Raw genomic sequence first — 25,306 nt, 5'->3', positions numbered from 1 at the left:
GCATTGTGTGCTATGGAGTTGCAATCTCTGGTCTGTCAAACTAGGAAAAGTAATTGAATCAACTCAAAGGGTTGAAAAATCTAATAATATTTCCAAATAATGTTAAACAATTTTTTATGAGCAGGATTAAATACATAATGTTTCTGTTGCTATTAATACTACCTTTCTCCGTGGTACATCCGGCTTTTGCGTCTGTATGCCGCAATTACGCTGTCTACGACGGTCTCCGCCACCAAATTTGCATTCTCAGTATCAGCCGAAGTGCCAAAAATTATTGGGAATACAAGGCAATTGTTAGCGTAGATGGCATAAAAAGACCTACAGAGGTTTACAATTGTCGCGAACGAGTCAAGGTTCAACAAGCTGGGACTGTTTTGCCCTTTGAGCAAAAAGGCCCTGGTGAGATGATATGCAGCTTTTTTAATTCTTCTCGGCGGTAAACACGCGCCAGATAATGAAGACGGTAAAACCTAGATAGGTGAATACTGTTAGCCATTCTTGCCAGCTACCAAATGCATTGTTCATCAGCAAAAGCCGGAAAATTAATATTTATCAATCCTACACGCTGATGTTACCAGTAGGTTGCTGTATTTTAGGAGATCAAAGAAGACTAGTCAAAAATTCTTAGCTAATTTTCCGGAATGGGTAACAATGGCGTGGTAGTAAATATCAGAGCATCGATATTATACTAAACCTCTATAACTAACCTTCGGGGAATATATCCCCATTGTTTTCCCTCAAGAACCCGGTCTTCATGACCGGGTTTTTGGTGTTTATAAAAAGTTACAGTCGAGAAAGCCAGGGAGAGAGTGATACCTACGCCAACGCAGCACTTATTTAAACTGTCTAGGTATCAAATAAAACTATTATCCAGAAACTTTTAAGAGATTTTATTGGTCTGGTTCTCCAAATTCTGCAAAAATCAACCAATGTCATCTTCTGCTCAAGGTATTCCCGGATTACCCGATTTGACGCATCCAGTTGAGCTTGTTCAATTTGGAACCCAGGCGCTCAAAGCTTCACTGTTATTAGTATTTTTGATTGTAGCTTTAGGAGTTGCGATCGCACTCATCAGTTTTTCTCTGCGTCGTAGCCAGCCGGAACAATTCATATTTATTGGCGAATGGGCTGTTCGTTATTCCCAACTGTTGCGGGGATTACAGCATTTAACTCTAGTATTAGTTCTGTTAGTACCGGGATTTTTTCTCTGTTCAACTTTAAGCAATCGCTATCACCACTGGGAACAAGCAAAGGTGGCTCAAGTGGCTGAAAGTGTTGCAGGTGAAAAGCTTGAACAATTTGCGCCTCAAGTCCGCTACTCGATTCGAGAGCCATACTCCTATAACACCCAAGTCAATGGCAAAATAGTCAAGGTAAATGAAACACGAGAGATCACCCGCTTCATGACGTTGGCTGGTTCGCAAATTCAAGTCAAGCTTGACCAAAGCGTAGATGTTCCAGGTCGTAGCTCAATTTATCGGGCAAATTATACTGCCGATTATAAAGTAGTTAACCAACTTAAGGATATTAATAATTTTTTCTTTGAAGCACCGCCACCCAACGGCTCCATACTGCTTAAGAGCTACAAAATCGAGCGTGACGGGACTAGGTTACAACAAACCAATCCGGGAGACTATGGTTTTCCCTTCCGGCTGCAACCAGGGGAAGAAACCACCTTTCGAGTTACCTATGAGGCTAGAGGCGGGCCTCGCTGGGTTTATAGTTCAGCGGGACAGTTGCTTTCTAACTTCCGCCTCATAGCAATTGCTAACTTTGCTCCGGCTAATTTTGCCAGTGGTATTGAACCTGATGAGATTAAATCTGACGGACGCAGTACGCAATTTACTTGGCAATTTGACGATAATGTTTCAGTTAAAAATCCATTTGGAGTTTTTACCAACACCGAACCTATTCGTCATACGGGGGTTATTCCGCGTCTTTTATTACTCGCACCAGCAATATTTTTGTGGTGGATATTGTTGTTATATTTATCACTGCCAATGAGTTTTAGAAATATTGCGATCGCTGGTAGTATTTTCTTTGCTTGTCTATTAAATTTGACCTATCTAGCCCGCGTTATCAATCCTCAGTTGGCTTGGACTTTAATTTCCATCATTTTACTAATTTTAACATGGGGATTGGGAGCTAGCCGCAGAGCTTCTCTAGCTGCGATCGTTGCTACTATTGCTGGAGCAGTGCTACCTATTTTTGGATTATTAGTGCCCTTTAGCGGACTAACTCTTAGTTTAGCAGGTTTGCTTTCAGCGGTTTGGCTAGCAGTTCGTCACTGGTATAGCAATACTTTTTGGTTAAAGGGGAAAGGGGAAAGGGAAAGGGTTTGAATTTACCTTTACCCCTTCCCCTTTAACCTTTTCCCCAAACCAAAAGAGAGATTGTTGGGTTTATCCGAAAAGTATTCACTGGTATGGCTGGTACAGTTTGCACCCAGAAGCTCAAAGATTGCAGACTCAGAAAAATGCTCAAGATTAGATAATTCCGTTATGATGAGCGAAGTTTTAGCGTGGGGCATTTATGGATAACGATTTACTTGCTTTCTTTGCGGCTGCTGGGTTACTCATTCTCTATCTTATCTTCTCAGCTTTAACTGAAATGGGTACTAAATTGCCTTGGAAGAAATAAGCTGATGGGGTAAAAAGTTTACACTTCTAAACCCCATTGAGTTTGGAAAAAAAGTAAACATCTTTTAGGCTTAGTTAATATACTTATTGTTTAAGAGAGTGCCAAATGCGCGATCCACAAAAGAACCACATTAAAGTTGAGCCGGCAACCCTTGTTTTGATCGTTTCTCTCCTAATACTCTTGCCTCTGCTATTTGTGGGTTTTTTCTCACAGTGAACATTAGATAGTTTAAAAATATCTATAGCAATTCTTCAATAGATTGGGTTAAAACTGATGAAACTCAAAATGTGCAATTTGATATTTACTAGTAGCAAAAAAAATGCCAGAAGAAAGTCAGATAGTTAACCTCAACAAGCAGGATAGTGAGAAAGACTCAACAAATATATTCCCACGACCCTTATCACAAAAACAGAAGGAATCCATCGAGGAATGCGAACGCCTGATCCAGCATTTTAAAAAGGAAGCTCTTGAACAAAAACGTTGGTTTCAGGGACTCAAATATTCAAGTATTTTTCTTGCTGCAACTGTAACTATTCTTTCTGCGATCGCTGCAAGTAAAAAGATTGAGCAATTAAATTGGGCTGTTCCGATTATTAGTGGGCTTGCTACTCTCTCTACAACATTGTTAACTCAAACAGCCTCTCAGAAAGTCTGGGTACACTCACGAGGGGTAGAACAAAAGCTACAAGTAGAAAAGTTTTTATATTTACAAGCTGCTGGTGTTTATTCACAAATAACAAATGAAGAAGAAAAAATTTGTCAATTTTCCAATCGAATAATGGAGATATGGTCACAAGGTCATGAGACTTGGGAGAACAATGTAGCTGATGGAATAAATAGAAAAAGTAATTAACAGCAAATACAACTGTAGCGTATCAGCTTTTCTTCAATTCTCAAACAATGCTATAGCGCGATCGCCTTTTGTATCAGGTGCGTTAAGCTACTGTTAACGCACCAAATTCCATCAAAACTACTTAGGTAAAACCTGCCGTAGTGCTGCTAAGAGTTGGTCAACGCTTTCCTTTCGACTATTAAAGCCCATCAATCCGACGCGCCAAACTTTTCCAGCCAGTTCGCCAAGACCACCGCCAATTTCAATATTATGTTCATTGAGTAATTGCCGAGCGATCGCTTTACCATCTACCCCTTCTGGAATGCATACAGTGGTAAGCGTTGGCAGTCTATACTCTTGCTCAACGTGCATACTTAGTCCTAAATTCTCTAAACCTTCCCAGAGATATTCTACGTTCTTTTGATGCCGCTGCCAGGAATTTGCTAATCCCTCTTCTGCAAGCAAACGCAGTGCTTCCCGCAATGCATAGTATAAATTAATGGGTGCTGTGTGGTGATAGGTGCGTTCAGCGCCCCAATACTTGCCCAGCAACAACATATCTAAATACCAGTTTGCAACTTTCGTTTGCCGCTGTTGCAATTTCTCAAAAGCACGCGCACTCATTGTAAAAGGAGAAGCACCAGGCGAACAACCTAACCCTTTTTGGCTACAACTATAAGCTAGGTCAACTCCCCAAGCATCCAAAAACAAAGGGACACCGCCCAAACTTGTCACCGTATCCACTAATAACAAAGTGCCAAATTCACGACACAAATCAGCGACCCCTTCCAACGGTTGACGTGCGCCAGTGGAAGTTTCGGCATGAACTAGAGCTAAGATAGCAGGACGATGAATTTTTAAGGCAGTTTGGAGTTCATCCAAGTTAAAAACTTGTCCCCAAGGTTTGGTAATGGTTCGCACATCAGCGCCATAACGTCCAGCCATATCCACGAGGCGATTACCAAAGTAACCAGCTACACCAATTAAAACTACATCACCAGGTTCTACAGCATTGGCGATGGTTGCTTCCATTGCAGCTGTTCCCGTACCGCTGACTGCAATGGTAAGTGAGTTTTCTGTTTGCCATACGTACCGTAGCAACGACTGAATTTCATCCATGAGTGCGAGAAAAGTTGGGTCAAGATGCCCAACGGGTGAAGTATTCATCGCTTGGAGAACTGTGGGGTGGGCATTAGATGGCCCTGGCCCCAACAGCAGACGGGATGGGATTTCTAGCGGCGTGAGTTGCAAGCGCCCAGAGTCGTTAATTGAAATTGTTTGCGTCATAAATCTCTCTTCATTTAGACGATACTTACCGGATCATATAGGAATCCGATTTGATTCCTGAACTTACTTGTGTAGGGAGGGAACAGGAAATCTGGAAATAGGGCATTGCAGCGCACAGTGGTATGAATTGAGGCAAGCAGGAGAAACTGGGGAAAATTTTGGACGTTGCTAAATCATCCCGCAAATATGCAATGCCGGGATTATAGATGTGTACTGAGTTTTTTATCAAAAGTTTCAGCTATTTTCTATGCCCAAAATTTCTAAATCTTCATTAATTAAACTGGTGGATTTACCGAGGGAAAGGATTTATTTTATTCCTACATTGAAAGTGAAAGCAACTACAAGAAACATCAGCAAAAAGTTTCATTTTTGCTGAATATCAGGGATTTACTCTTGGACAATTATGATAAAGCATAGTAGCAATAAAAACTTTACTATACACAAAATATCTAACAGCATTAATATTAAACCAACTTTAGACTTGTATCCTACTCGTCTAGTTTTTATTGACCCACAAGTTGATGACTACCAAAGTCTGGTGATGGGTGTATTACCAGATACCTCAGTTGTAGTCTTAGATGCCAATCAAGATGGCATTGAGCAAATTAGTCAAGTGCTGGAGTCTTATCAGGGAGTCAATAGTCTGCACATTGTTTCCCACGGCGCACCTGGGTGCATCTATTTGGGCAAAAGTCAACTCAACAACGAAACGCTCAATCGTTACGCAGCCCAACTTATGGGTTGGGCAAATGCTTTGAGTGAAGATGCACAACTACTGCTGTATGGTTGCAAAGTCGCTCGAAACGAGGCAGGTGTATTATTTATACGCTGTCTGAGCGAATTGACAGGTGCAGTAGTAGCGGCCTCTGATGACTTGACAGGGAGTGCTGCATTAGGTGGTGATTGGGAACTGGAGGTTTCTACAGCGCCTATTGTTCCTCGTTTAGCGTTTGGGCAAGAAGTAATAACAGCCTACGCTTCAATTCTACCTGTAGTTCTTGATGACAGCTTTGATAGTGATGGCAAAATCACTACTGATATTGGTACTAATACCACTGACATGGCCTACAGCATTGCCCTGCAAGACGATGGCAAGATTCTGGTAGCGGGAGTGAGTAATAATAACTTTGCTGTGGTACGTTACAACAGCAATGGTAGTCTCGACACCAGCTTTGGTACTGCTGGCAAGGTCACTACTAACTTGGGCAGTACTGACATAGCCTACAGCATTGCCCTACAAGACGATGGCAAGATTCTGGTAGCCGGAGTGAGTAGTAGTAACTTTGCTGTTTTACGTTACAACAGCGATGGTACTCTCGACACCAGCTTTGGTACTGCTGGCAAGGTTATTAATAACTTGGGCAGTAGTGACATCGCCTACAGCGTTGCCCTGCAAGACGATGGCAAGATTCTGTTAGCGGGAGTGAGTAATAGTAACTTTGCTGTTTTACGTTACAACAGCAATGGTACTCTCGACACCGGCTTTGGTACTGCTGGCAAAGTCATTACTAACTTGGGCAGTACTGACATTGCTAGAAGCATTACCCTGCAAGACGATGGCAAAATTCTAGTGGTGGGAGTGAGTAATAGTAACTTTGCTGTGGTACGTTACGACAGCAATGGTAGTCTCGACACCAGCTTTGGTACTACTGGCAAGGTCATTACTGATATTGGTACTAATACCACGGACACCGCCTACAGCGTTAGCGTACAAGCTGACAGCAAGATTCTGCTGGCGGGAGTGAGTAGCAGTAACTTTGCTGTGGTACGTTACAACAGCAATGGTAGTCTCGACACCAGCTTTGGTACTGCTGGTAAGGTGGTTACTAACTTGGGCGGTACTGACATAGCCTACAGCGTTAGCGTGCAAGCTAATGGCAAAATTATTGTGGGGGGTTCGAGTAGCAATAACTTTGCTTTAGTACGTTACAACAGCAATGGTACTCTTGACACTAATTTCAATACTACTGGCATTATCACTACTGATATCGGCACAAATACTACTGATAATGCCTATGCTCTTATCCAACACGATGGTACGGTAATAGTCGCGGGAGTAAGCGCCAATAACTTTGCGGTGGCACGCTACAGGGTTAACCAAAATCCAGTGCTAGTGAACGAAATCGCAGATAAGGAGACTCCAGAAGACATAAACTTCAACTTCACAATCTCAGATAGCTTCCAAGATCAAGATCCTGAAGACACTCTCACCTACACTGCCACTCTCGAAAACGGTGACTCTCTACCCAGTTGGTTAAGCTTTAATACTGCTACTCAAACATTCAGTGGTACTCCGTTAAATGAGAATGTGGGTAGCTTGAACATTAAAGTTACTGCTACGGATACTTATCTTGCTCAAATCAGTGATGTGTTTACACTCACTGTTAATAACACCAACGATGCGCCACAAGTAGCTTCGCCCATCGCTTCTCAACAAGCAACAGAAGACGCAGTTTTCAATTTCACAATCCCCGCAAACACCTTCATTGATGTCGATGCTGGAGACATTCTCACCTACACTGCCACTCTTGAAAACGGCAACCCTCTACCGAGTTGGTTAAGTTTCAATGCTACTAACAAAACCTTCAGTGGTACTCCCTTAAATGAAAACGTCGGTAGCCTGAATATCAAAGTTACCGCCACGGATATTGCTCAAACTCAAGCGAGTAATATATTTACACTCACTGTTAATAACACCAATGATGCGCCACAAGTAGCTTCGCCCATCACTCCTCAACAAGCAACAGAAGACGCAGTTTTCAATTTCACAATCCCCGCAAACACCTTCATTGATGTCGATGCTGGAGACATTCTCACCTACACTGCCACTCTTGAAAACGGCAACCCTCTACCGAGTTGGTTAAGTTTCAATGCTACTAACAAAACCTTCAGTGGTACTCCCTTAAATGAAAACGTCGGTAGCCTGAATATCAAAGTTACCGCCACGGATATTGCTCAAACTCAAGCGAGTAATATATTTACACTCACTGTTAATAACACCAATGATGCGCCACAAGTAGCTTCGCCCATCACTCCTCAACAAGCAACAGAAGACGCAGTTTTCAATTTCACAATCCCCGCAAACACCTTCATTGATGTCGATGCTGGAGACATTCTCACCTACACTGCCACTCTTGAAAACGGCAACCCTCTACCGAGTTGGTTAAGTTTCAATGCTACTAACAAAACCTTCAGTGGTACTCCCTTAAATGAAAACGTCGGTAGCCTGAATATCAAAGTTACCGCCACGGATATTGCTCAAACTCAAGCGAGTAATATATTTACACTCACTGTTAATAACACCAATGATGCGCCACAAGTAGCTTCGCCCATCACTCCTCAACAAGCAACAGAAGACGCAGTTTTCAATTTCACAATCCCCGCAAACACCTTCATTGATGTCGATGCTGGAGACATTCTCACCTACACTGCCACTCTTGAAAACGGCAACCCTCTACCGAGTTGGTTAAGTTTCAATGCTACTAACAAAACCTTCAGTGGTACTCCCTTAAATGAAAACGTCAGTGCAAACGTCGGTAGTCTGAACATCAAAGTTATCGCTACGGATATTGCTCAAGCTCAAGCAAGTAATGTCTTTACACTCACTGTTGATAACACCAATGATGCGCCACAGGTGGCAAATGCGATCGCTAATCAACAAGCAACAGAAGACACGGTTTTCAACTACACTATCCCAGACAACACATTTAAGGATGTCGATGCTGGCGACACTCTCACCTACACTGCTACTCTCGAAAACGGTGACTCTCTACCGAGTTGGTTAAGCTTCAATGTTGCAACCAAAACCTTCAGTGGCACTCCTTTAAATGCAAACGTGGGTAGCCTCAACATTAAAGTTATCGCCACAGATACTGCTCTTGCTCAAGCGAATGATGTTTTTGTACTCACCGTTAACAACACCAACGATCCGCCAGAGGTATTTCAGGCGATCGCAGATAAACAAGCAACAGAAGACACAGTTTTCAACTTCACTATCCCTGACAACACATTCATTGATATCGATGGCGATAGTCTCACCTACACTGCTACTCTCGAAAACGGTGACTCTCTACCGAGTTGGTTAAGCTTCAATGCTGCGACCAAAACCTTCAGTGGTACTCCCTTAAATGCAAACGTGGGTAGCCTGAACATTAAAGTTACTGCTACAGATCCAGCTCTTGCTCAAGTCAGTGATGTTTTTGTACTTACCGTTAACAACACCAACGATGCGCCAGAGGTGGGGAATGAAATTGCAGATCCAGAAACAACAGAAGACACGGTTTTCAATTTCACTTTCTCAGAAGACGCCTTCATTGATATCGATGCTGGCGATCATCTCACTTACACTGCAACCTTGGAAAACGGCAACGCTCTACCGAGTTGGTTGAATTTTAATGCTAATACTAAAACCTTCAGTGGCACTCCCTTAAATGCAGACGTGGGTAATCTGAATATTAAAGTTACTGCCACAGATACTTCTCTTGCTGAAGTCAGTGATGTGTTTGTACTCACTGTTAAAAACGCCAATGATGCACCAGAGGTGATGAATGAAATTGCAAACCAAGAAGCAACAGAAGACACGGTTTTCAATTTCACTTTTTCAGAAGACACCTTTATTGATGTCGATGCTGGCGATAGCCTCACTTACACTGCCACTCTCGAAAATGGCGATCTTCTACCCAGTTGGTTAAGCTTCAATGCTGCTACCAAAACCTTTAATGGCACTCCCTTAAATGCTGATGTGAGTAACTTCAACATTAAAGTTACTGCTAGGGATATTTTTGGGGTTGAAGTCAGCGATGATTTTGCACTCACTGTTAAGAACGTTAACGATGCACCAGAGTTAGTTGAAGCGATCGCTAATCGAAAGGTACTCATAAATACGCAGTTTAATTTCACTATCCCAGAAAATTCTTTCATTGATGTCGATGCTGGCGATAGCCTCACCTACACTGCTACTCTCGAAAACGGCGATCCACTGCCCAGTTGGCTAACTTTTAATTCTGCTACCCGGAATTTTAGTGGTACTCCGACAATGGAGAATTTGGGTAATCAGAATATCAAAGTCACAGTCAAGGATATTTCTGGGGATGAAGTCAGTAATGTGTTTGTATTGACAGTTGCTAAGTTCAATAGCACACCAATTGTAGATCGGGCGATCGCTGACCAAAAGGCCACAGCAAAAACTACTTTCAACTTCACCATTTCTGAAAATACTTTTAGCGATGTGGATCTTGAAGATACCTTGACCTACACCGCTACTTTAGACAACGGCGATCCACTACCTAGTTGGTTAACCTTCAATGCTAATGAGCTTACCTTCAGCGGCACTCCTACGAATGATCATGTGGGTAGCTTGAACATTAAAGTCACCGCCACAGATCCGGCTCTTGCTGAAATTAGTGATGTATTTGCACTCACAATTGCTAAAGCTAATAATCCACCAATTGTAGATCGGGCGATCGCTGACCAAAAAGTTACGGCAGAAACTACCTTTAACTTCACCATCCCTGAAAACACCTTTAGCGATGTAGATATTGAAGATACCCTAATCTACACTGCTACCTTAGACAACGGCGACCCACTACCCAGTTGGTTAACCTTCAATGCTAATAAGCGTACTTTCAGCGGCGTTCCGACGATTAATAACTTGGGTAGCTTGAACATCAAAGTTATCGTCAAAGATTCGGTTGGGGCTGAAGTCAGTGATGTGTTTGCACTCACCGTTGCTCAAGGAATTACTGCTGAGACTGAATCAATCAGCCTACTCACAAGAATTACAGGTGATATCTTTACGATCAAAAATCAAGTTAACGGTGAAAAAGCCAAACTCTCAGTCAAGATTAAAAGCAACACCTCTGAAGAAGTCAATGAACTGGGTGTATTTGTCGTTGACGATGCAGAAGGTAGGATTAACGGTGTAGCCCCTGGTGCTGCAAATTACACCGAACTAGCTCTCCAACGGGCAACAGTGCTTCTTTCATCTCTTGTCAAACTACCCAATGGTTTTAATCCCACTGACCTCAGCAGCCTACTGGAATTCAACTCTGAGAGCAATCTAAGATTTTATTTAATCCGTAGCAGCACTACTCAGGCGGTGCTATCTGGACAAACCCCGTTTTCTCAGGTGCTTTTTTCCTCGGATACGAATGTGGACGATACAGGGTTCTCTCTCAACTTCCAGAATTTGGTTGTCAAGATTGCAGCAACAGAGCAAGATCCACCTCTAGGTACTGGTCTTCAAGGAAAATATGAACCTGAACTAATTGATTTACGGGATGTGAAACAATTGGTAAAAGCCGAATTTGTGGTTCATAGAGAAGCCGCTTTTAACAACTTTGTCGGCTTTTATCAGATAACTGATGAGAATGGTGGCATCGATACCAATGGCGATGGTACAGCAGATGTGCTGGTTGGACAGGCAGGTTATACTCAAGCTGCGATTAGTAACCGTGTCGCTGGTATTGATTTGAGTGTGGCTAACGAAGGTACAGCAAGTTTTACAGGCACTTTCCAGCCTGGTGCTATTTTCGTCCCATTTATCATTGTTAATGCCGGGGCTGATGCAATTCTTGATAGCAATCCCAATAACGATCCGGCAGTTTACTTTTCCTTCTTGGGCGCTAACACTGACAAAGCAGATCATATTCGCCTGTTAGGGAATAACGCTTTTGGCTTTGAGGATTTGGCAAATGGCGGCGATCGAGATTACAACGATTTGATTGTCCGGGTTAATTTGAGTATCGCCTAGTCTGAAGTGACTCCGTATAGGTGTAATTATAGCCTGTAAGCTTTATTGAGCAGTGAGTACAGGCTTTTTTATGAAAAAGTCAAATATGAGTCATAAAGAGCGATCGCATCACCGATGTTTTAGTGACAGAAGATGCGATCGCAGCAAAGTATTACAGTGATTCAAACAAATATGTGAGAGTATATTTATCGTAAATAAAAGGGTTTAAGACCCCTACCTCTACAGGTAGCCCCCAGTTTCAGTCGGGGTTTAAATCCCCCGGAGTTGCTCAAGAATGGGGAGACCCCTTGGCGCTAGCCTCTCCCTTTGGGAGAAGACCGCACTCCTCTTCGTCTGAAATTGTCTTTAATTTTGAATTTTGAATTGTTAATCACTTACCCGGAGACAGAATTATGGTTTTTGCTGGCAAACGACCAAATAATTTAGGTATTAGCAACGGTAAATTAGCATCCTGCCCTAATTCCCCTAACTGCGTTTCTAGTCAGAGTCCAGATGCATCTCACCAAATTGCACCACTGACTTTTACATCTACTCCAGAAGAAGCGATTACTAATCTTAAACAGATTATTGAGTCTTTACCAAGAACCAAAATCATTACCGAAAGTCAAGATTATTTATATGCAGAATTTAAAAGTGCTTTACTGGGATTTGTGGATGATGTAGAATTCTATCTAGACCGGAATGCCAATGTTATCCATGTGCGTTCAGCTTCACGTTTAGGTCAAAGCGATTTAGGTGTTAATCGTAAACGAATAGAGACGATTAGAGCCAATTTCAAGTAATTTGTAATTGAACTAAGGATTGGAGATTAAAGACTGGGATAAGTAAGTAGTTGGACAAAATTAATTACACAATGTGGCGTTGCTGAATTAAGGGATGATTCTTGTAGGGTGGGCATCCTGCCCGCCCGGAAATACAAGGGACGCTCATGTTGCCCATCCCACAAAAATAGTAAAATTATCCCGCAAATATGCAACCCCCACAATGTTATTACGAGTGAGACATTCGCAGAGTATTGGATTGCTTCACTTGGTTTGCAATGGTTGTAAATATTTTTGTCCATCTATTTATGTGGATTCAGACCCCTGTAAAATCTGGAATGACGATTGTGCAATGTGGTGTGGTATTTCACCGAAAATTCTGAATTACCAATTAGTTAAACTCTGCGATCGCAATATTTGTGAAACTTAATTTATTTAAAAACTTTGACTCTCGACCCCGATTAATCATTGCTATCGGACTCGCTGTATTAGTTTTAGTAATCCTGCCGCATTCTCTGCACTTACCTACTCGCATTCTCTGCGCTTGGAACTCCGGTATTGACTTTTTCTTAGGTATAACGTGGTGGAAAATGACCAAGGCTAACCCACAAAAAATTCGCCGTTATGCTGAGAGTGAATATGAAGGACATTTGGCTATATTTATGCTGGTGATTGCTGCGGCTTGTGCCAGTGTTTTAGCTATTGGGTTTTTACTAACTGATAAAAAAGGATTGTCAATAATTCTGCTTACCCTACATGTCATACTTTCAATTATGACCATTGTCGGTTCCTGGTTACTAGTGCATACGATGTTTGCAGTGCAATATGCACACAGCTATTACAAATATATTAATCGTAATCATAGTAAAGAAATAACTAGAGGTTTAGATTTTCCTCATAACGACTATCCAGACTACTGGGAATTTTTATATTATTCATTTGTAGTCGGCATGACTAGTCAAGTTTCAGATGTGCAGACAACATCACCCGATATGAGACGCTTGACTCTGTTACATGGCATCTTATCTTTCTTTTTCAATACTACCATTTTAGCTATGAGTATTAATATCATTGCATCGCTGATTTAAAAATTGTTTGACTCAGCCAAAAGTATGATTATTTAGTTCTCTACTTAGAGAATGAGGTGAAAAAACCAAACTATGTAAAGATAAGTAAATACGTATAATGCGTCTTTGTGAGAAATGCGGGTTCAGAGCGATCGCTCTGAACCCGCATTTCTCAGAATCTCTGCGTTCGCTAATCTGTTAATTCTTGTGCAGAATAAGTTTCGGGCATTTGATTTTTGTTTAAGTGCCAGTATTGGCTGTTCCAGGACGGTAGATGTTGGGTTGAGGTTCACCATCAACGATCAAGTGACCTACTAAACCTTTTTCCAGACGAGAGAGTGCGTGGTCAACCAGCATGAAGCGTCCAGGTACTTCTACTTTGAATTCCACCATTGTTGCGCCACCCGGAGGTACACTCGTCGTTTGCAAATTCGTCAGTGGGGTAGAGGTGAGGGATGCTTCGGGATAGACGCGATCGAAGACTTCACCAATCACATGGAATGCTGAGGTGTAGTTCGGGCCTCCAACTCCAAAGAAGATACGAACCTTTTCACCGACTTTGGCATGAAGGGAAGATTTCTCTACTAGTGCTTTCGATGCACCGTTGAACACAAAGTATTCAGGTTGTTCTTTGAGAAGTTTATCAACACTAAATTCTTGGTTTCCATGATAACCAGTAGGTTGTACGGTGTAGAGTTCGCCTTGCATGACATAGAACTCGCGATCGACCTTCGATAATCCACCTTCAGGTTCTACCAAAATCAAACCATACATCCCATGAGAGATGTGCTGTGCCACTATCGGCGTTGCACAGTGGTAAACAAATAGACCTGGATTTAGGGGTTTAAAGGTAAAGACCTTTTCATCGCCCGGTGAAGTTTGTGTGAGTGCAGCACCACCACCTTGACCTGTGACCGCATGGAGGTCAATTGAGTGAAGATTGCGGCTTTTAGGATTGTTCTTCATTCGCAGTTCTACAGTATCGCCTATTCGGACTCGTACAAAGGGCCCAGGAACTTTACCGTTATATGTCCAGTAGCTATAGGTTGTACCATCTGCAAGTTGACCCTCTACTTCGGTAGTTTCTAGGCTGACACGCACCAATTGCGGATTGCGTTTGCCAATGGGTTGAGGAATAGCAGTGGGTGACTGAATAATATTGGCGGCTTTCGTTTCTGTAAAGACTTGAGCCGCATTCTGATTCTTCACAATAAGCTGACCGATCATGCCCGCTTCTTTGTGACCAGGAATTGAACACAAGTAGGTAAACGTCCCTTCTTTGTCCGCTTGGAATGTAACAATCGAAGCCGCTCCCTGACGCTTAACTCTACCCGACTGAACCTTAAAGTCTGGGATAATGATGTCGTGTTCGGCACCATCACCATCACCATCAATCAACGTAATCTGCACCACATCCCCAACACTTACCGTTAGATTGGGATTAACTTGACCATCAATCTTACTACCCTGTCCAGTAAAGATAAGCTTGCCTTCACCAATAGCGGTGCGAAGAGTGAAGGCAACATCAGGATGATTGTAAGAGTCGTTTTTAGTTTGTTGTTGTGGGTTCTGTGCTAATGAACTCACGGGGTTTGACGCTACTGGAACTGTGGCAGGCAGTTTCAGGAAAGGAAATAGACTGAAGCAGAATCCTAACAACATTAGAAATAAGACGGCGATCGCAGTGATTAGCCATCGCCGTTGTCTTAAGAAGTTCATACAAGAGATACCTTACATACTAAACTCAGCGGATTTTCATCAGAAGTCCAGTTTTTCACCAACGTTGTCCTAAGTATCGAAGTTTTCAGCTATATTGAACTTCACAGAAAGTGAAATATATATTTGACAAAATCACTGAATTATTACTCACTTATTAAGTCCGTCAATATGGCGAAAACTATTAAAAATAAAGCTTTAAGGCTCTCTTAGCACCCCTGAATGACTGGAGTTAATGATTAACTAGCGATTTGGTCAACTTTCTTCCAGGTACTTGATCGGTGACAAGTCTTGACATCTGAGTATAAGTTCCAGAGAAAATATCACAGACAGAAAGAATAAGATGATTAAGTAAAACTCGTGCATAACTTACCACTTAACTTGTTTATGAATCAATGCCAGATAAATCATTTAATAGGATTATTTGGACATCATTTAAATCAATTAGCCTTGAATTATGCTTGGTTCTTAACAAGTTAGATTTAGTAAGAAATTATTTAAAGACAGTAATACATAGTTGTAAAAATTTCCCACTACCTACTTAGACAAGATATGCTGATTCAAAAAGGCGAAATATCGATTCGTCTCATGCAAGATGAAATGTATGATTATGAGTTGATGGCAAAATGGTTAACTAATGCAAAAGTTTTAGAATTTTATGAGGGAAGAGATAATCCTTTTCCCTTAGAAAGAATTATAGAAACATACAAACCGATGGTTAGAGGAGATGAGCCAGTTATTCCGTGCCTCCTCTACTATCAAAATATTCCCATTGGTTATTTGCAGTATTGTACGCTCAATGACTTATCGGAAACTGATAGACAATTGTATCATCTCGACCAAACTGAGCGTGTTTATGCGATTGACTTGTTCATTGGCGAAACCGACTATTGGAACAAGGGAATTGGTACAAAAATTCTGTCAGTAGTTATCGACTATCTTTTTGAACAGTGTCAAGCTCATAAAATTGTCATAGATCCGCACGTTGACAATTATCGTGCTATTCGCTGCTATGAAAAATGTGGTTTTGTGAAAGTAAAACTATTGCCAGCAAATGAACTGCATGAAGGAGAATACTCAGATTGTTGGCTCATGGCAATAGAGCCAAAGAAATCATGAGGAAACGCATTCTACCTGTTATGCCTTCTTACCTGCTACTGGTTCGGCTATATTTTCCATATCGACCAGATTCCACTTTAAACCTTTGCTCCTATATATGCGCTTCTGCAAATTTGGATAATCACCGATATCATGGTCTAGCCTTTGACCAACTACTATACATTTGAATATACAATTGCCCGTGTTTTTCAGGTTGTGCGGCTTGCCACCAGCGCGATATCCAATAAAATCTCCTGCTTTAACTGGATAAACGCTTTCTCCAATTGTTGCCTCAGCTTCTCCCTCAAGAACGTATACGCACTCTTCTTCGTGATAGTGCATATGAAGCTCCGTTGATTCACGTCCAGGCTCTACTTCAATGATGTGGAAACCGATATTTTTTAACCCTGTCAAATCCCCTAAAGACTTATTCAGTCTGCGAGCATTGGAGTTAAGAAAATGTGTTTTTTCTAGTCCTTCATAAGACTCAATCTCTTCTTTGGTGACTAAATACTTTTCCATTTCTTGATACCAAGGTGCTAAGAAAATTTGATGGTGAATAAAGGAGGGGACTAAAGATGAATTAAGACGGAAGTTAAAACAGGTTCAAGGATTCCATTTCAGTACAAGCGATGCCTACGGCGGTAAACTACGCTTCTATTTGTGGATGGGATTATATCATCATCTCGTTATTAAGTGCAACTTCATAGAGAATTGGTATTAGTTAATGTCTGACTGGATACCGAGATGTAGCTAGCTATAGTACGTTCCTAACTTAACTCGCGTGTTCCCAGTCACTAAGTAATTCATGTTGTTGTACTATTTTATGGTATTTATGAAATGGTACTTTAGGAGTACCAATACTCCTACCAGGAAAAGACTGTTTTTTGGTCTTGGTAGGTCTATTTTCTAGGGTGGTTGAACTGAACTGTTGGGTTTTCATTGTTAAATAAATCTCTGATTCAAATCTGAGCACCAATTTATAACATCAAGTTGCAAATGGCAAATTTCTGAAGAAAAAGAAAAAATACATATTAAATTTCTAAAGGAAAGAAGAAAAATTTAAGAGTTGATTTACTAAGAAGGGGAAAAGGGGGAAAGGACAGGAATAAAGAACTTTTCCTCACAAGTTACAAAGCCCCTGTTTTTAAATAGGTCGAACAAAAAAAGAAGATTTTGGAGACACGTAGTGCGTTGCCCTTGGCGTCTCGCAGAGAGTTGAAACCCCTGCTTTTAAGTGTGGGGTTGCCTTTCCCCTTTCCCCTTTCCCCTTCTTCATTCTTAGAGGTTGTTTGAAAAGTGTTTCGCTGTGACTTTAGGCACTTTAGATCCCCCCTAACCCCCCTTAAAAAAGGGGGAACCGGAATCAAAGTCCCCCAATTGATCGGGGGATTTAGGGGGATCTAAAATTTTTGATACCGACAAGAGGACTTTTCAAACATCCTCTTAAGATGAAGTGTTGCCAATGAGACTAACGATCGCAGCGGCTAAATCCACAGGATCGACGGGTTTAGGTAGATGTTTTTGAAATCCTGCTGCCATTGCTTGGTTGTAATTAATTTCTCCTGCATAAGCAGTTAAAGCGATCGCAGGTATTTCTCCGCCTTGCTCTGGCGGTAATTTTCTCACCTCACGTAGCAACATATAGCCATCCATGAAGGGCATTCCAATATCGCTTAAGAGGATATCTGGCTGGGATTGCACTAATGTTTGCAGCGCTTCATCTGCTGATTCAACTGCCGTTACTGTCGCGCCATATTGCTCCAGCGCAAAGCTAAAAAATTCTCGCACATCGGCTTGATCGTCCACAAGCAGGATTTGGACTCCAGCCAGTAATGTCTCCTCAGTATCGAGTTCTGCTTGAGAAGTCTCACTACTGCTAACTCGCAACTCAGAATTTTTGAGCAGAGGCAGTTTGACTGTGAATGTAGCTCCTTGTCCTTCTCCCAGACTCTCTGCCTGAACTGTGCCACCGTGAAGTTCTACCAGATGACGCACAATTGCCAGTCCCAATCCTAATCCACCAAAAACTCTGGTTGTCTTAGCATCTGCTTGCCGGAAGTAATCAAAGACATAGGGTAAAAATTCTGGGTTAATTCCTTTACCTGTATCAATTACCTGGATTTGGGCATCTAAACCAACTTGCTGTAGACGCACTTCTACAAGCCCATCTGTAGGTGTGAATTTGACGGCATTGGAGAGGAGATTCCACATCACTTGTTGCAAGCGATCGCCATCGCCAAGAACTTTGCCGATATCATTACTTAATACCGTTTGAATTTGAATCGATTTGGCTTCTGCTGCTAAACGTACTGTTTCTAATGCAGCTGCGATCGCTATTTTCAAATCCACTGCATGGAGATTTAACCTAACCTTACCTTGCAAAATCCGCGAAACATCAAGTAAATCTCCAATCAATTGGGTTTGTAACTTGGCATTCCGCTCGATGGTTTCCAATGCCCGGATTTTAGTAGCTTCGTCGAACTTGCGGGTTCTGAGTAGCTTTGCCCACCCTAAAATCGGATTCAAGGGAGTTCGGAGTTCATGGGAAAGGACAGCGAGAAATTCATCTTTAATGCGGTTGGCTGTCTCGGCTTCTGCCCTAGCTGTCTTTTCAGCTTCGTAAAGTTGAGCGCGGGCGATCGCTTGTGCACACTGCTGTCCCAGTGTCAACATAAATCCCCGGTCTTCTTCATTAAATATTCGTCCAGTAGTAAAGCTTAATCCCAAAGCCCCAATTACTTTACCTTCTACTACCAAGGGAATGGAAGCCCAAGCATTATTCGCCATAACAGTCACAACATCTGCTAAGTTGGGATATCTAGCAATCATGGCTGCTAAATTTTCTAAAAAAATCGGCTGCCCAGTTCTGACTGTTTCTGCTATTTGGTTAGGTGCTGTGATGGGAAAAGTTGTCAAAGTATTTATGAGCGTTTGCGGATAGCCAATTGCTTGCACAACTTTTAGGGTAGTATTTCCTTCAGTAAGTAAGACAACGGAACCACCAGTAGCTTCCAAGGCGGCAATGCCTTGGTTCACCACTACATCAGCCACCTGTTGGGGAGTTAAGGCTTCTGAGAAGGCAGCAGTTATTTTTTGTAAAAGTACTGTGCGATTGACAGACCGTTCAGTTTCCTGATAAAGTCTGGCGTTGTCGATGGCTGTCGCTGCCCGTCGAGCAATATCTTCTGCTAAAGCCAAGTCTGTTTGTTGATAGTACCGACCAGATTCGGCGGTAAAAAAAGAGATGGCTCCAAATAATTGCCCGCGAGAACGAACTGGAATCACCATCAGAGAACGAATACCCAGACTTTGCAGCAATTGCAGATGTTCGTTGTCTTCAGACATCTCTACAAGATTAGAGTCAGATAATTCGGGATAAAAGATAGATATTCCTAGTCTTAGCTGCCGTACAAGCTGTTTGGCTTTGGTTTTGGGTCGATAACGCCGTCGGATTTCGTCTAAAATATTTAATTTTGTGGGATCGGCAATTGCGATGCCTGCGGCGGTAAACAACGCAATTTGTTTACTTGACCAATCTTCCTCAAAGACATCTACAATGCACAAATCGGCTAAAGTTGGGACTGCTAGATTAGCCACACTTTCCAAGGTGATTTCATAATCTAATGAGGCAGCTAATAAGGTGCTGGCTTCGACTAAAAAGTTTTGTGTGGCTTCAACTCGTCTGCGATGACTAATATCTTCAATAATGCCTAATGCATACATTGGTTGTCCCTTCGCATCCCAAACTGCTGATGAAGTTAGATTTACCCACACAATGGAACCATCTTTGCGGATGTAGCGCTTTTCTAAGGAATAACCACTAATTTCTTTTGCTACAACTCGCCGAGCATTTTCCAAATCAACTTCTAAGTCATCAGGGTGGGTAATTTCCTGAAAGTTCATTTGCATTAACTCTTCATGGCTATACCCAGTAATTTCACACAGAGCAGGATTAATTTGCAGAAATTGTCCATCCAACCCTACTAAAGTAATACCCACAGCTGCCTGATTGAACATTGCCCGAAACCTTTCTTCGCTTTCTCGCAAAGCAACTTCTGTTTGCTTTGCTGCTGTCACATCTGCCAAAATAATGCCAATTCCTACCGTTTCACCCATTGCGTTATCAACTGGGTAATAGTTGCCGAGCCAGTAACCATAACGTCCTAGTTGTCCTCTTGTCTCACCACTGATTTCCATATTCAGCAGGGGTTCTCCAGTATCTAACACGCGCTGTAACTGTGGCTCTAACTCAGCCGCCATCGCTGGCAAAACTTCCCTAAATTTGCGTCCTAGATGTTCTTCTATAGTTAAACCGTTAATGTCAGCGAAAACTTGATTAATGCGGATATATTGCAGTTCCCTATCTAAAAAGCATACGGCAACAGGAGCCGCTCCTAGCAGGGCATCGAGGAGAGATAGAGATTCGGCATAATGGATTAAAGCTTGGTGGATGTCTCGATAAAGTTGGGCATTTTCCACTGCTAAAGCAGCCCGATGGGTAATCTCTGTTGCTAAAGTTAGGTCAGTGCGATCGTAGCGACGGTTTGATTCTGTGGTGACAAAGCTGATAGTGCCGAGTACTCGCCCTTTTGCGATTAACGGCACAATCATTACAGACTTCATCCCCAATTGCCGAACAAGTTCTAAGTGTTCCTGATTCTGAGTAGTCGCCACTAATAGCGAATCAGATACCTCTGAGATCAATTCGCTTTGCCCGGTTTGCAGTACTCTAGTAATTGCACTTGTACCCTTGTAATCTGTCACATACTCTTGAAGTTTATGCGCCAACTCTGCTTTCGATGGGTCTGCATGGGCAATGGGTAGGCGACGAATGGAACTATCTTCATTTAAAATATCGACGCTACACCAATCAGCTAGTTGGGGAACTGAGATTTTAGCGATCTGTTCTAAGGTTTGTTCATAATCTAGCGAAGTAGAGAGTAAACTACTAATTTGGGCAATATAGCGTAGTCTTTCTTCAGCCTGCTTGCGCTCTGTAATATCGAGAACAAAAAAAGCTCCTCGATCTACAGTTCCTTCAAAATGGCTACCACCGATCAAAATCGGGAAGTGCGAACCGTCTTTACGAATATATTCTTTTTCAAAGGGGGTGCAAAAAGGGTTGTCTTGAAATTGAGTTATTGCTTGCTTATCGAGTGGCACGTACTCTGTAGGAGTTAGGTCTTGCCAGTTAATTTTTCCGGCAAGTAATTCTTCACGGGTATAACCCACCATATTCAGCAAGGCATCGTTCGCTTCTGTAATCTCCCCGTCTTGACTCCAGAAGCCAATACCAATCATGTTTGACTCAACTACACTACGAAACTTTGCTTCGCTTTCCCGTAATGCTTGCTCAGTTTGTTTCAGTTGAGTAATATCAATTGAACTAATGCCCACTCCCAACAACTGTCCATTCGGCAAACATACCGGATAATAGCTGACAAGACCATAACGATATACCCCAGGTGGATAGGTTTCACCGCTCACTTCTTGGTTGAGTAACGGCTGCCTCGTTTCCATTACTTGCTCAAAAACAGGCTCAATTTGCGCCGCCCATTCTGGTAGTACTTCCCTAAAGGTGCGACCAATATGTTGAGTTTGCGGTACACCGTTAATGGCAGCTAGCGCTTCATTAACATGAACGTAGCGAAGCTCGGTATCAAGAAAAGCCAGCGCCACTGGTGAAGTAGTAAGCCAAGCATTGAGTAAAGCCAGAGATTCGTCTTTTTGCCCAATGGCTTGCTGAAGTTCCTGGTGCAACTTGGCTTTTTCTAGTTCTGTCTGCTTGCGCTCAGTAATATTCACACCTGCACAGGTGATACCTAAAATGCTATTGTCTGCATCCCTTAGTGGTTCAACTAGCAAATCATAAAAACAGTCTTCTTTAGAAGTTGTCAGATAAACTTCTTGGCGGGTTGCAACACCAGTCTCTATTACCTTTAGCTTAATTGCTTGCAATTGCTCTGCTACTGAGGCTGGAAATAATTCATCATCAGATTTACCTAGCATTTCCTCAGCAGCTTCTAGACCTTGAGGATTATGAATCCACTGATATCGCAAATCACGATCCTGCTGAAATACCACGATATCTGAACTACTTAACGCTAATCGAAATCTTTCTTCACTAACTCTCAGCTGTTGCAGATTTCTATCAGCTCGTCTTTTAGCAGTCTTTAATGCCTCACATAAGATACTAAAGAGCAATCCTTGTAATGCAAACAATCCAATTCGTACAGAATTAGATAAGTCAAAACTCAGCTCATAAGCTGGGGGGAGAAAGAAGTAATTGCTCAGTAAAGCAGATAAAAAAGTTGCTAACAACCCTGACTTCAAACCACCATACCAAGCACTCAACATTACAGCGCTAAAAAACAGCAAGAAAGGAGTTCCATTCATGCTTAACCAGGGGTCTAGCATCAACATTAGCACTAGTGCAAGTGCGACAATTAATACAACGATGCCATAACGCAATAACTGAGAATAATGAATATGAGGCATGAAAAGTTCTTGGAAAAACCAATACTCATTGCAAAGGCTGTATATACCTTAAGCTAGTTTGTAAATTTTAGTAACTTATCTTCAGATAGATTTTTGCCAAGTTATAAAAACCTCTTTTGCTAGAGGTTTATTGATTAGCTATCTGATATGTAAAGTAAAAAATTAGCTCGATCCATCAAGATAAATGGCACTGTTGTGTTAATCTAAAATACTAGATACAAACACAAAACTAATTCATAACAAAAATTATATAATAGTATCTGGCTCAGGATAGAGATAAATCTAAAATATTGACTTCTAGCCATTAATTACCATGCTACTATTTATTCTGTATTGACATTTTAATGAATAAGTAAATTATTGATATCGGCAGTATATCTACTTAATTTATAGATGTAATAAAGACGCGATCGCTTACTTTTAGTTTGACTTTGCCAAGAGTTTTTTCTGCTTTTTTAATTAGCGTCTCTGTTGCCGTATTCACCAGAGGACAAATACGTAGTTTGACTTGCTAGAAGTACTTCTGCTGTCTCATATCTTAGAGGTTTAGAGAACACATAACCTTGACCAAATTCGCACCCAAGTTCCTGTAACCATTGAAGTTGTTGTGGTGTTTCAATACCTTCGGCAATCACGGCTAATCCGAGTTGATTGCTCAAAGCAATAATAGTACTAACGACCTGATAATTACGATTCCCTTCCTGCATCTGACTTACAAAGGAGCGATCGATCTTCAAATTATCAGCAGGTAAACGATGAAGATAATTGAGTGATGAATAACCGCTACCAAAGTCATCAATGCTGATTTGAATTTTTCTGTCCTTTAATTGGGTTAATAAATCAATTGTCTGACTGATATTGTCAATTAACATACTCTCGGTAATTTCTAGCGCTATAGAATCGCCTTCTAAACCCATTTGGGATAGTGTTTGATCGATGCCATCAATTAAGCTGGCTTGGCGAATATCTTGAGCAGAGAGGTTAATACTCATCTTGAGTGGAAAGTGACTAGAAAACTTGGTTTTCCAGTTTGCCAGTTGTTGACAGGCTTTGTAGAACATCCAGCGATCGATTTGCACAATTAGCCCTGTTTCTTCGGCAACAGGAACAAATTCCTCCGGCAAAATCAACCCGCGAGTTGGGTGTTGCCAGCGCACTAATGCCTCAAATCCAATCAGCCGAACTGCTTGTAACTGCAATTCTCTACTAACGTCTTGGCTTTGCCCGCCGTAGGCATCGCCAAGTATGTCAACAATCGGCTGATAGTATATGACAAACTCTTCTCGTTCGAGAGCTTTACGGATATCCGTTTCTAGAGTGAGTCGATTTACGGCTTGAGTGTGCATTTCTATATCAAAAATTTTGTAGGAACTTCTATCTTGAGTTTTGGCTTTATACATAGCAATATCGGCATCTCGGAGTAAATCGGAGGCGCGAGTATAGTTCTTTGTTCCTAAGACAATACCGATGCTTGTACTGATAAACACTTCCGAATCATTCAGGATCAATGGTGTTTGAAAATCTTTTAGAATCCGCTCAGTAATTTGAATAGCTTTTTCCATACCAGAAATACCTTCTAGCAGAATTACGAATTCGTCACCACCGATTCGAGCGACTAAATCAATCTCTCGCAGATGAGTTTTTAGCTTCTGAGCAATGCTTTGAAGTAGTTGATCTCCAGCTAAATGTCCTAAGCTATCATTGATAACTTTGAACCGATCTAGATCGAGAAATAAGACGGCGTAACGATAGGTTTCTATTCGTTTGGCTCGGTTAATTGATAATTCTAGCCGTTCTATCAAAAGCGTCCGATTCGGTAAATCTGTCAATGGATCGTGTAAGGCATTGTGAATAATTAGTTCTTGTGCTTGTTTGCGATCGCTCACATCTAATAAAACCCCATGCCAAACAATATCCCCGTTTTCTCGATACTCTGAACGCGCACTTGCCTGTACCCACTTCAGTTTGCCAGAGGGTGTAATTAATCGCCATTCATAAAAGAATGGTTTTAAAGTTTGAGCGCTTTGTTTGGCAGCTGTATAACATCCAGCACGGTCATCAATATGGATTTGTGCAAAGCACACAGAGGCATCAGATAAAATTTGATCTGGTGTTAATTCTAGAAGATCCAGGCAGCCAAAACTGATGTATTCAAAGACAATAGAACCATTAAAATGATGTACAAAGCTATAAATTATTCCCGGTATATTAGATGCTAATGTTTGTAACAGATTTTGGGCTTGTTGGCGCTCTGCCCGCACTTGAGCATCCCGAAGTTCTCGACGCACCGCCACCGGCAATCGGCTTAAGTTGTCTTTCATTACATAATCATGAGCACCTGCTTTCATCATTTCCACAGCAGATACTTCGCCGATTGTGCCAGAAACGAGAATGAAAGGAATATCTTTTTGACTCTGCTTTGCTATTTCCAGAGCCATAGGAGCATTGAATCCAGGCAATCGGTAATCTGAAATTATTAGATCCCAGGTACGGCTATTGAGGGCTGTATGTAACTCTTCTACCGTTTCGACACGTTGCCAGATTGGATTGAAACCACCGCGACGCAGTTCACGGATAACTAACATGGCATCGATTTCTGAATCTTCAACCATTAGGACGTTCAAGGGTTCATTCATACCTCATACCTCATAAT

At 41.8% G+C, this 25,306-nt stretch carries 13 protein-coding genes; 7 read left to right on the top strand and 6 right to left on the bottom strand.

What is annotated here, in order from left to right; all coding sequences use genetic code 11:
- Positions 1-137 precede the first annotated feature (137 nt).
- From RMX69_RS06320 to RMX69_RS06310, 3 genes are all read left to right on the top strand, one after another.
- On the top strand, positions 138-440 hold the full coding sequence (locus RMX69_RS06320; RefSeq protein WP_322636892.1) for a hypothetical protein: 303 nt from the start codon (positions 138-140) through the stop codon (positions 438-440).
- Positions 441-929: 489 nt separating this feature from the next.
- Complete coding sequence (locus RMX69_RS06315; RefSeq protein WP_322636890.1) at positions 930-2,342, top strand: hypothetical protein; 1,413 nt, start codon at positions 930-932, stop codon at positions 2,340-2,342.
- Positions 2,343-2,959: 617 nt separating this feature from the next.
- Positions 2,960-3,493: a DUF4231 domain-containing protein gene (locus RMX69_RS06310; protein WP_289798535.1), complete on the top strand. Its 534-nt coding sequence runs from the start codon at positions 2,960-2,962 to the stop codon at positions 3,491-3,493.
- A 117-nt stretch (positions 3,494-3,610) separates the two neighbouring features.
- On the opposite strand, the gene RMX69_RS06305 is transcribed toward RMX69_RS06310, so the two are convergent.
- Positions 3,611-4,759, bottom strand: a complete 1,149-nt coding sequence (locus tag RMX69_RS06305; protein WP_322636887.1) for an alanine--glyoxylate aminotransferase family protein — start codon at positions 4,757-4,759, stop codon at positions 3,611-3,613.
- Between the two features lie 403 nt (positions 4,760-5,162).
- Here RMX69_RS06305 and RMX69_RS06300 point away from each other — a divergent pair, with 403 nt between their 5' ends.
- From RMX69_RS06300 to RMX69_RS06290, 3 genes are all read left to right on the top strand, one after another.
- Positions 5,163-11,510, top strand: coding sequence for a putative Ig domain-containing protein (locus tag RMX69_RS06300; RefSeq protein WP_322636885.1), 6,348 nt, complete (start codon positions 5,163-5,165; stop codon positions 11,508-11,510).
- 392 nt (positions 11,511-11,902) lie between these two features.
- The gene (locus RMX69_RS06295) at positions 11,903-12,292 is read left to right on the top strand and encodes a DUF1499 domain-containing protein (RefSeq protein WP_322636884.1); all 390 of its coding nucleotides are present in this window, start codon (positions 11,903-11,905) and stop codon (positions 12,290-12,292) included.
- Between the two features lie 398 nt (positions 12,293-12,690).
- Positions 12,691-13,359 carry a DUF1345 domain-containing protein gene (locus RMX69_RS06290; protein WP_322636883.1) on the top strand — a complete coding sequence of 223 codons (669 nt, stop codon included), beginning with the start codon at positions 12,691-12,693 and terminating at the stop codon, positions 13,357-13,359.
- A 219-nt stretch (positions 13,360-13,578) separates the two neighbouring features.
- Here the strand turns inward: RMX69_RS06290 and nirK are convergent, their stop codons facing one another.
- Positions 13,579-15,057, bottom strand: coding sequence for a copper-containing nitrite reductase (gene nirK, locus RMX69_RS06285; RefSeq protein ID WP_289798541.1), 1,479 nt, complete (start codon positions 15,055-15,057; stop codon positions 13,579-13,581).
- A 549-nt stretch (positions 15,058-15,606) separates the two neighbouring features.
- Between nirK and RMX69_RS06280 the strand changes: the two genes are divergently transcribed.
- Positions 15,607-16,173, top strand: a complete 567-nt coding sequence (locus tag RMX69_RS06280) for a GNAT family N-acetyltransferase (protein WP_322636881.1) — start codon at positions 15,607-15,609, stop codon at positions 16,171-16,173.
- 18 nt (positions 16,174-16,191) lie between these two features.
- Here RMX69_RS06280 and RMX69_RS06275 read toward each other — a convergent pair whose 3' ends face one another.
- The 4 genes from RMX69_RS06275 to RMX69_RS06260 form a co-directional block, all read right to left on the bottom strand.
- On the bottom strand, positions 16,192-16,674 hold the full coding sequence (locus RMX69_RS06275) for a cupin domain-containing protein (RefSeq protein ID WP_322636879.1): 483 nt from the start codon (positions 16,672-16,674) through the stop codon (positions 16,192-16,194).
- Positions 16,675-16,927: 253 nt separating this feature from the next.
- Positions 16,928-17,095, bottom strand: a complete 168-nt coding sequence (locus RMX69_RS06270) for a hypothetical protein (protein ID WP_289798544.1) — start codon at positions 17,093-17,095, stop codon at positions 16,928-16,930.
- Between the two features lie 503 nt (positions 17,096-17,598).
- Positions 17,599-22,653 (bottom strand): PAS domain S-box protein, encoded by a 5,055-nt coding sequence (locus RMX69_RS06265; RefSeq protein WP_322636878.1) that lies wholly within the window; start codon positions 22,651-22,653, stop codon positions 17,599-17,601.
- A 455-nt stretch (positions 22,654-23,108) separates the two neighbouring features.
- The gene (locus tag RMX69_RS06260) at positions 23,109-25,289 is read right to left on the bottom strand and encodes a putative bifunctional diguanylate cyclase/phosphodiesterase (protein ID WP_322636876.1); all 2,181 of its coding nucleotides are present in this window, start codon (positions 25,287-25,289) and stop codon (positions 23,109-23,111) included.
- Between the last annotated feature and the right edge of the window lie 17 nt (positions 25,290-25,306).

The sequence above is a fragment of the Nostoc sp. EspVER01 genome, assembly GCF_034530635.1.
GTDB lineage: Bacteria > Cyanobacteriota > Cyanobacteriia > Cyanobacteriales > Nostocaceae > Nostoc.
The sequence above is the reverse complement of the archived record's forward strand: the minus strand, read 5'-3'. Positions and strand labels throughout refer to the sequence as shown.

What these genes read in the sequence shown, in the direction of transcription:
- RMX69_RS06320 (WP_322636892.1), top strand. Translation starts at nt 138, where the DNA reads ATGTTTCTGTTGCTATTAATACTACCTTTCTCCGTGGTACATCCGGCT.
- RMX69_RS06315 (WP_322636890.1), top strand. Translation starts at nt 930, where the DNA reads ATGTCATCTTCTGCTCAAGGTATTCCCGGATTACCCGATTTGACGCAT.
- RMX69_RS06310 (WP_289798535.1), top strand. Translation starts at nt 2,960, where the DNA reads ATGCCAGAAGAAAGTCAGATAGTTAACCTCAACAAGCAGGATAGTGAG.
- RMX69_RS06305 (WP_322636887.1), bottom strand. Translation starts at nt 4,759, where the DNA reads ATGACGCAAACAATTTCAATTAACGACTCTGGGCGCTTGCAACTCACG.
- RMX69_RS06300 (WP_322636885.1), top strand. Translation starts at nt 5,163, where the DNA reads ATGATAAAGCATAGTAGCAATAAAAACTTTACTATACACAAAATATCT.
- RMX69_RS06295 (WP_322636884.1), top strand. Translation starts at nt 11,903, where the DNA reads ATGGTTTTTGCTGGCAAACGACCAAATAATTTAGGTATTAGCAACGGT.
- nirK (WP_289798541.1), bottom strand. Translation starts at nt 15,057, where the DNA reads ATGAACTTCTTAAGACAACGGCGATGGCTAATCACTGCGATCGCCGTC.
- RMX69_RS06280 (WP_322636881.1), top strand. Translation starts at nt 15,607, where the DNA reads ATGCTGATTCAAAAAGGCGAAATATCGATTCGTCTCATGCAAGATGAA.
- RMX69_RS06275 (WP_322636879.1), bottom strand. Translation starts at nt 16,674, where the DNA reads ATGGAAAAGTATTTAGTCACCAAAGAAGAGATTGAGTCTTATGAAGGA.
- RMX69_RS06270 (WP_289798544.1), bottom strand. Translation starts at nt 17,095, where the DNA reads ATGAAAACCCAACAGTTCAGTTCAACCACCCTAGAAAATAGACCTACC.
- RMX69_RS06265 (WP_322636878.1), bottom strand. Translation starts at nt 22,653, where the DNA reads ATGCCTCATATTCATTATTCTCAGTTATTGCGTTATGGCATCGTTGTA.
- RMX69_RS06260 (WP_322636876.1), bottom strand. Translation starts at nt 25,289, where the DNA reads ATGAATGAACCCTTGAACGTCCTAATGGTTGAAGATTCAGAAATCGAT.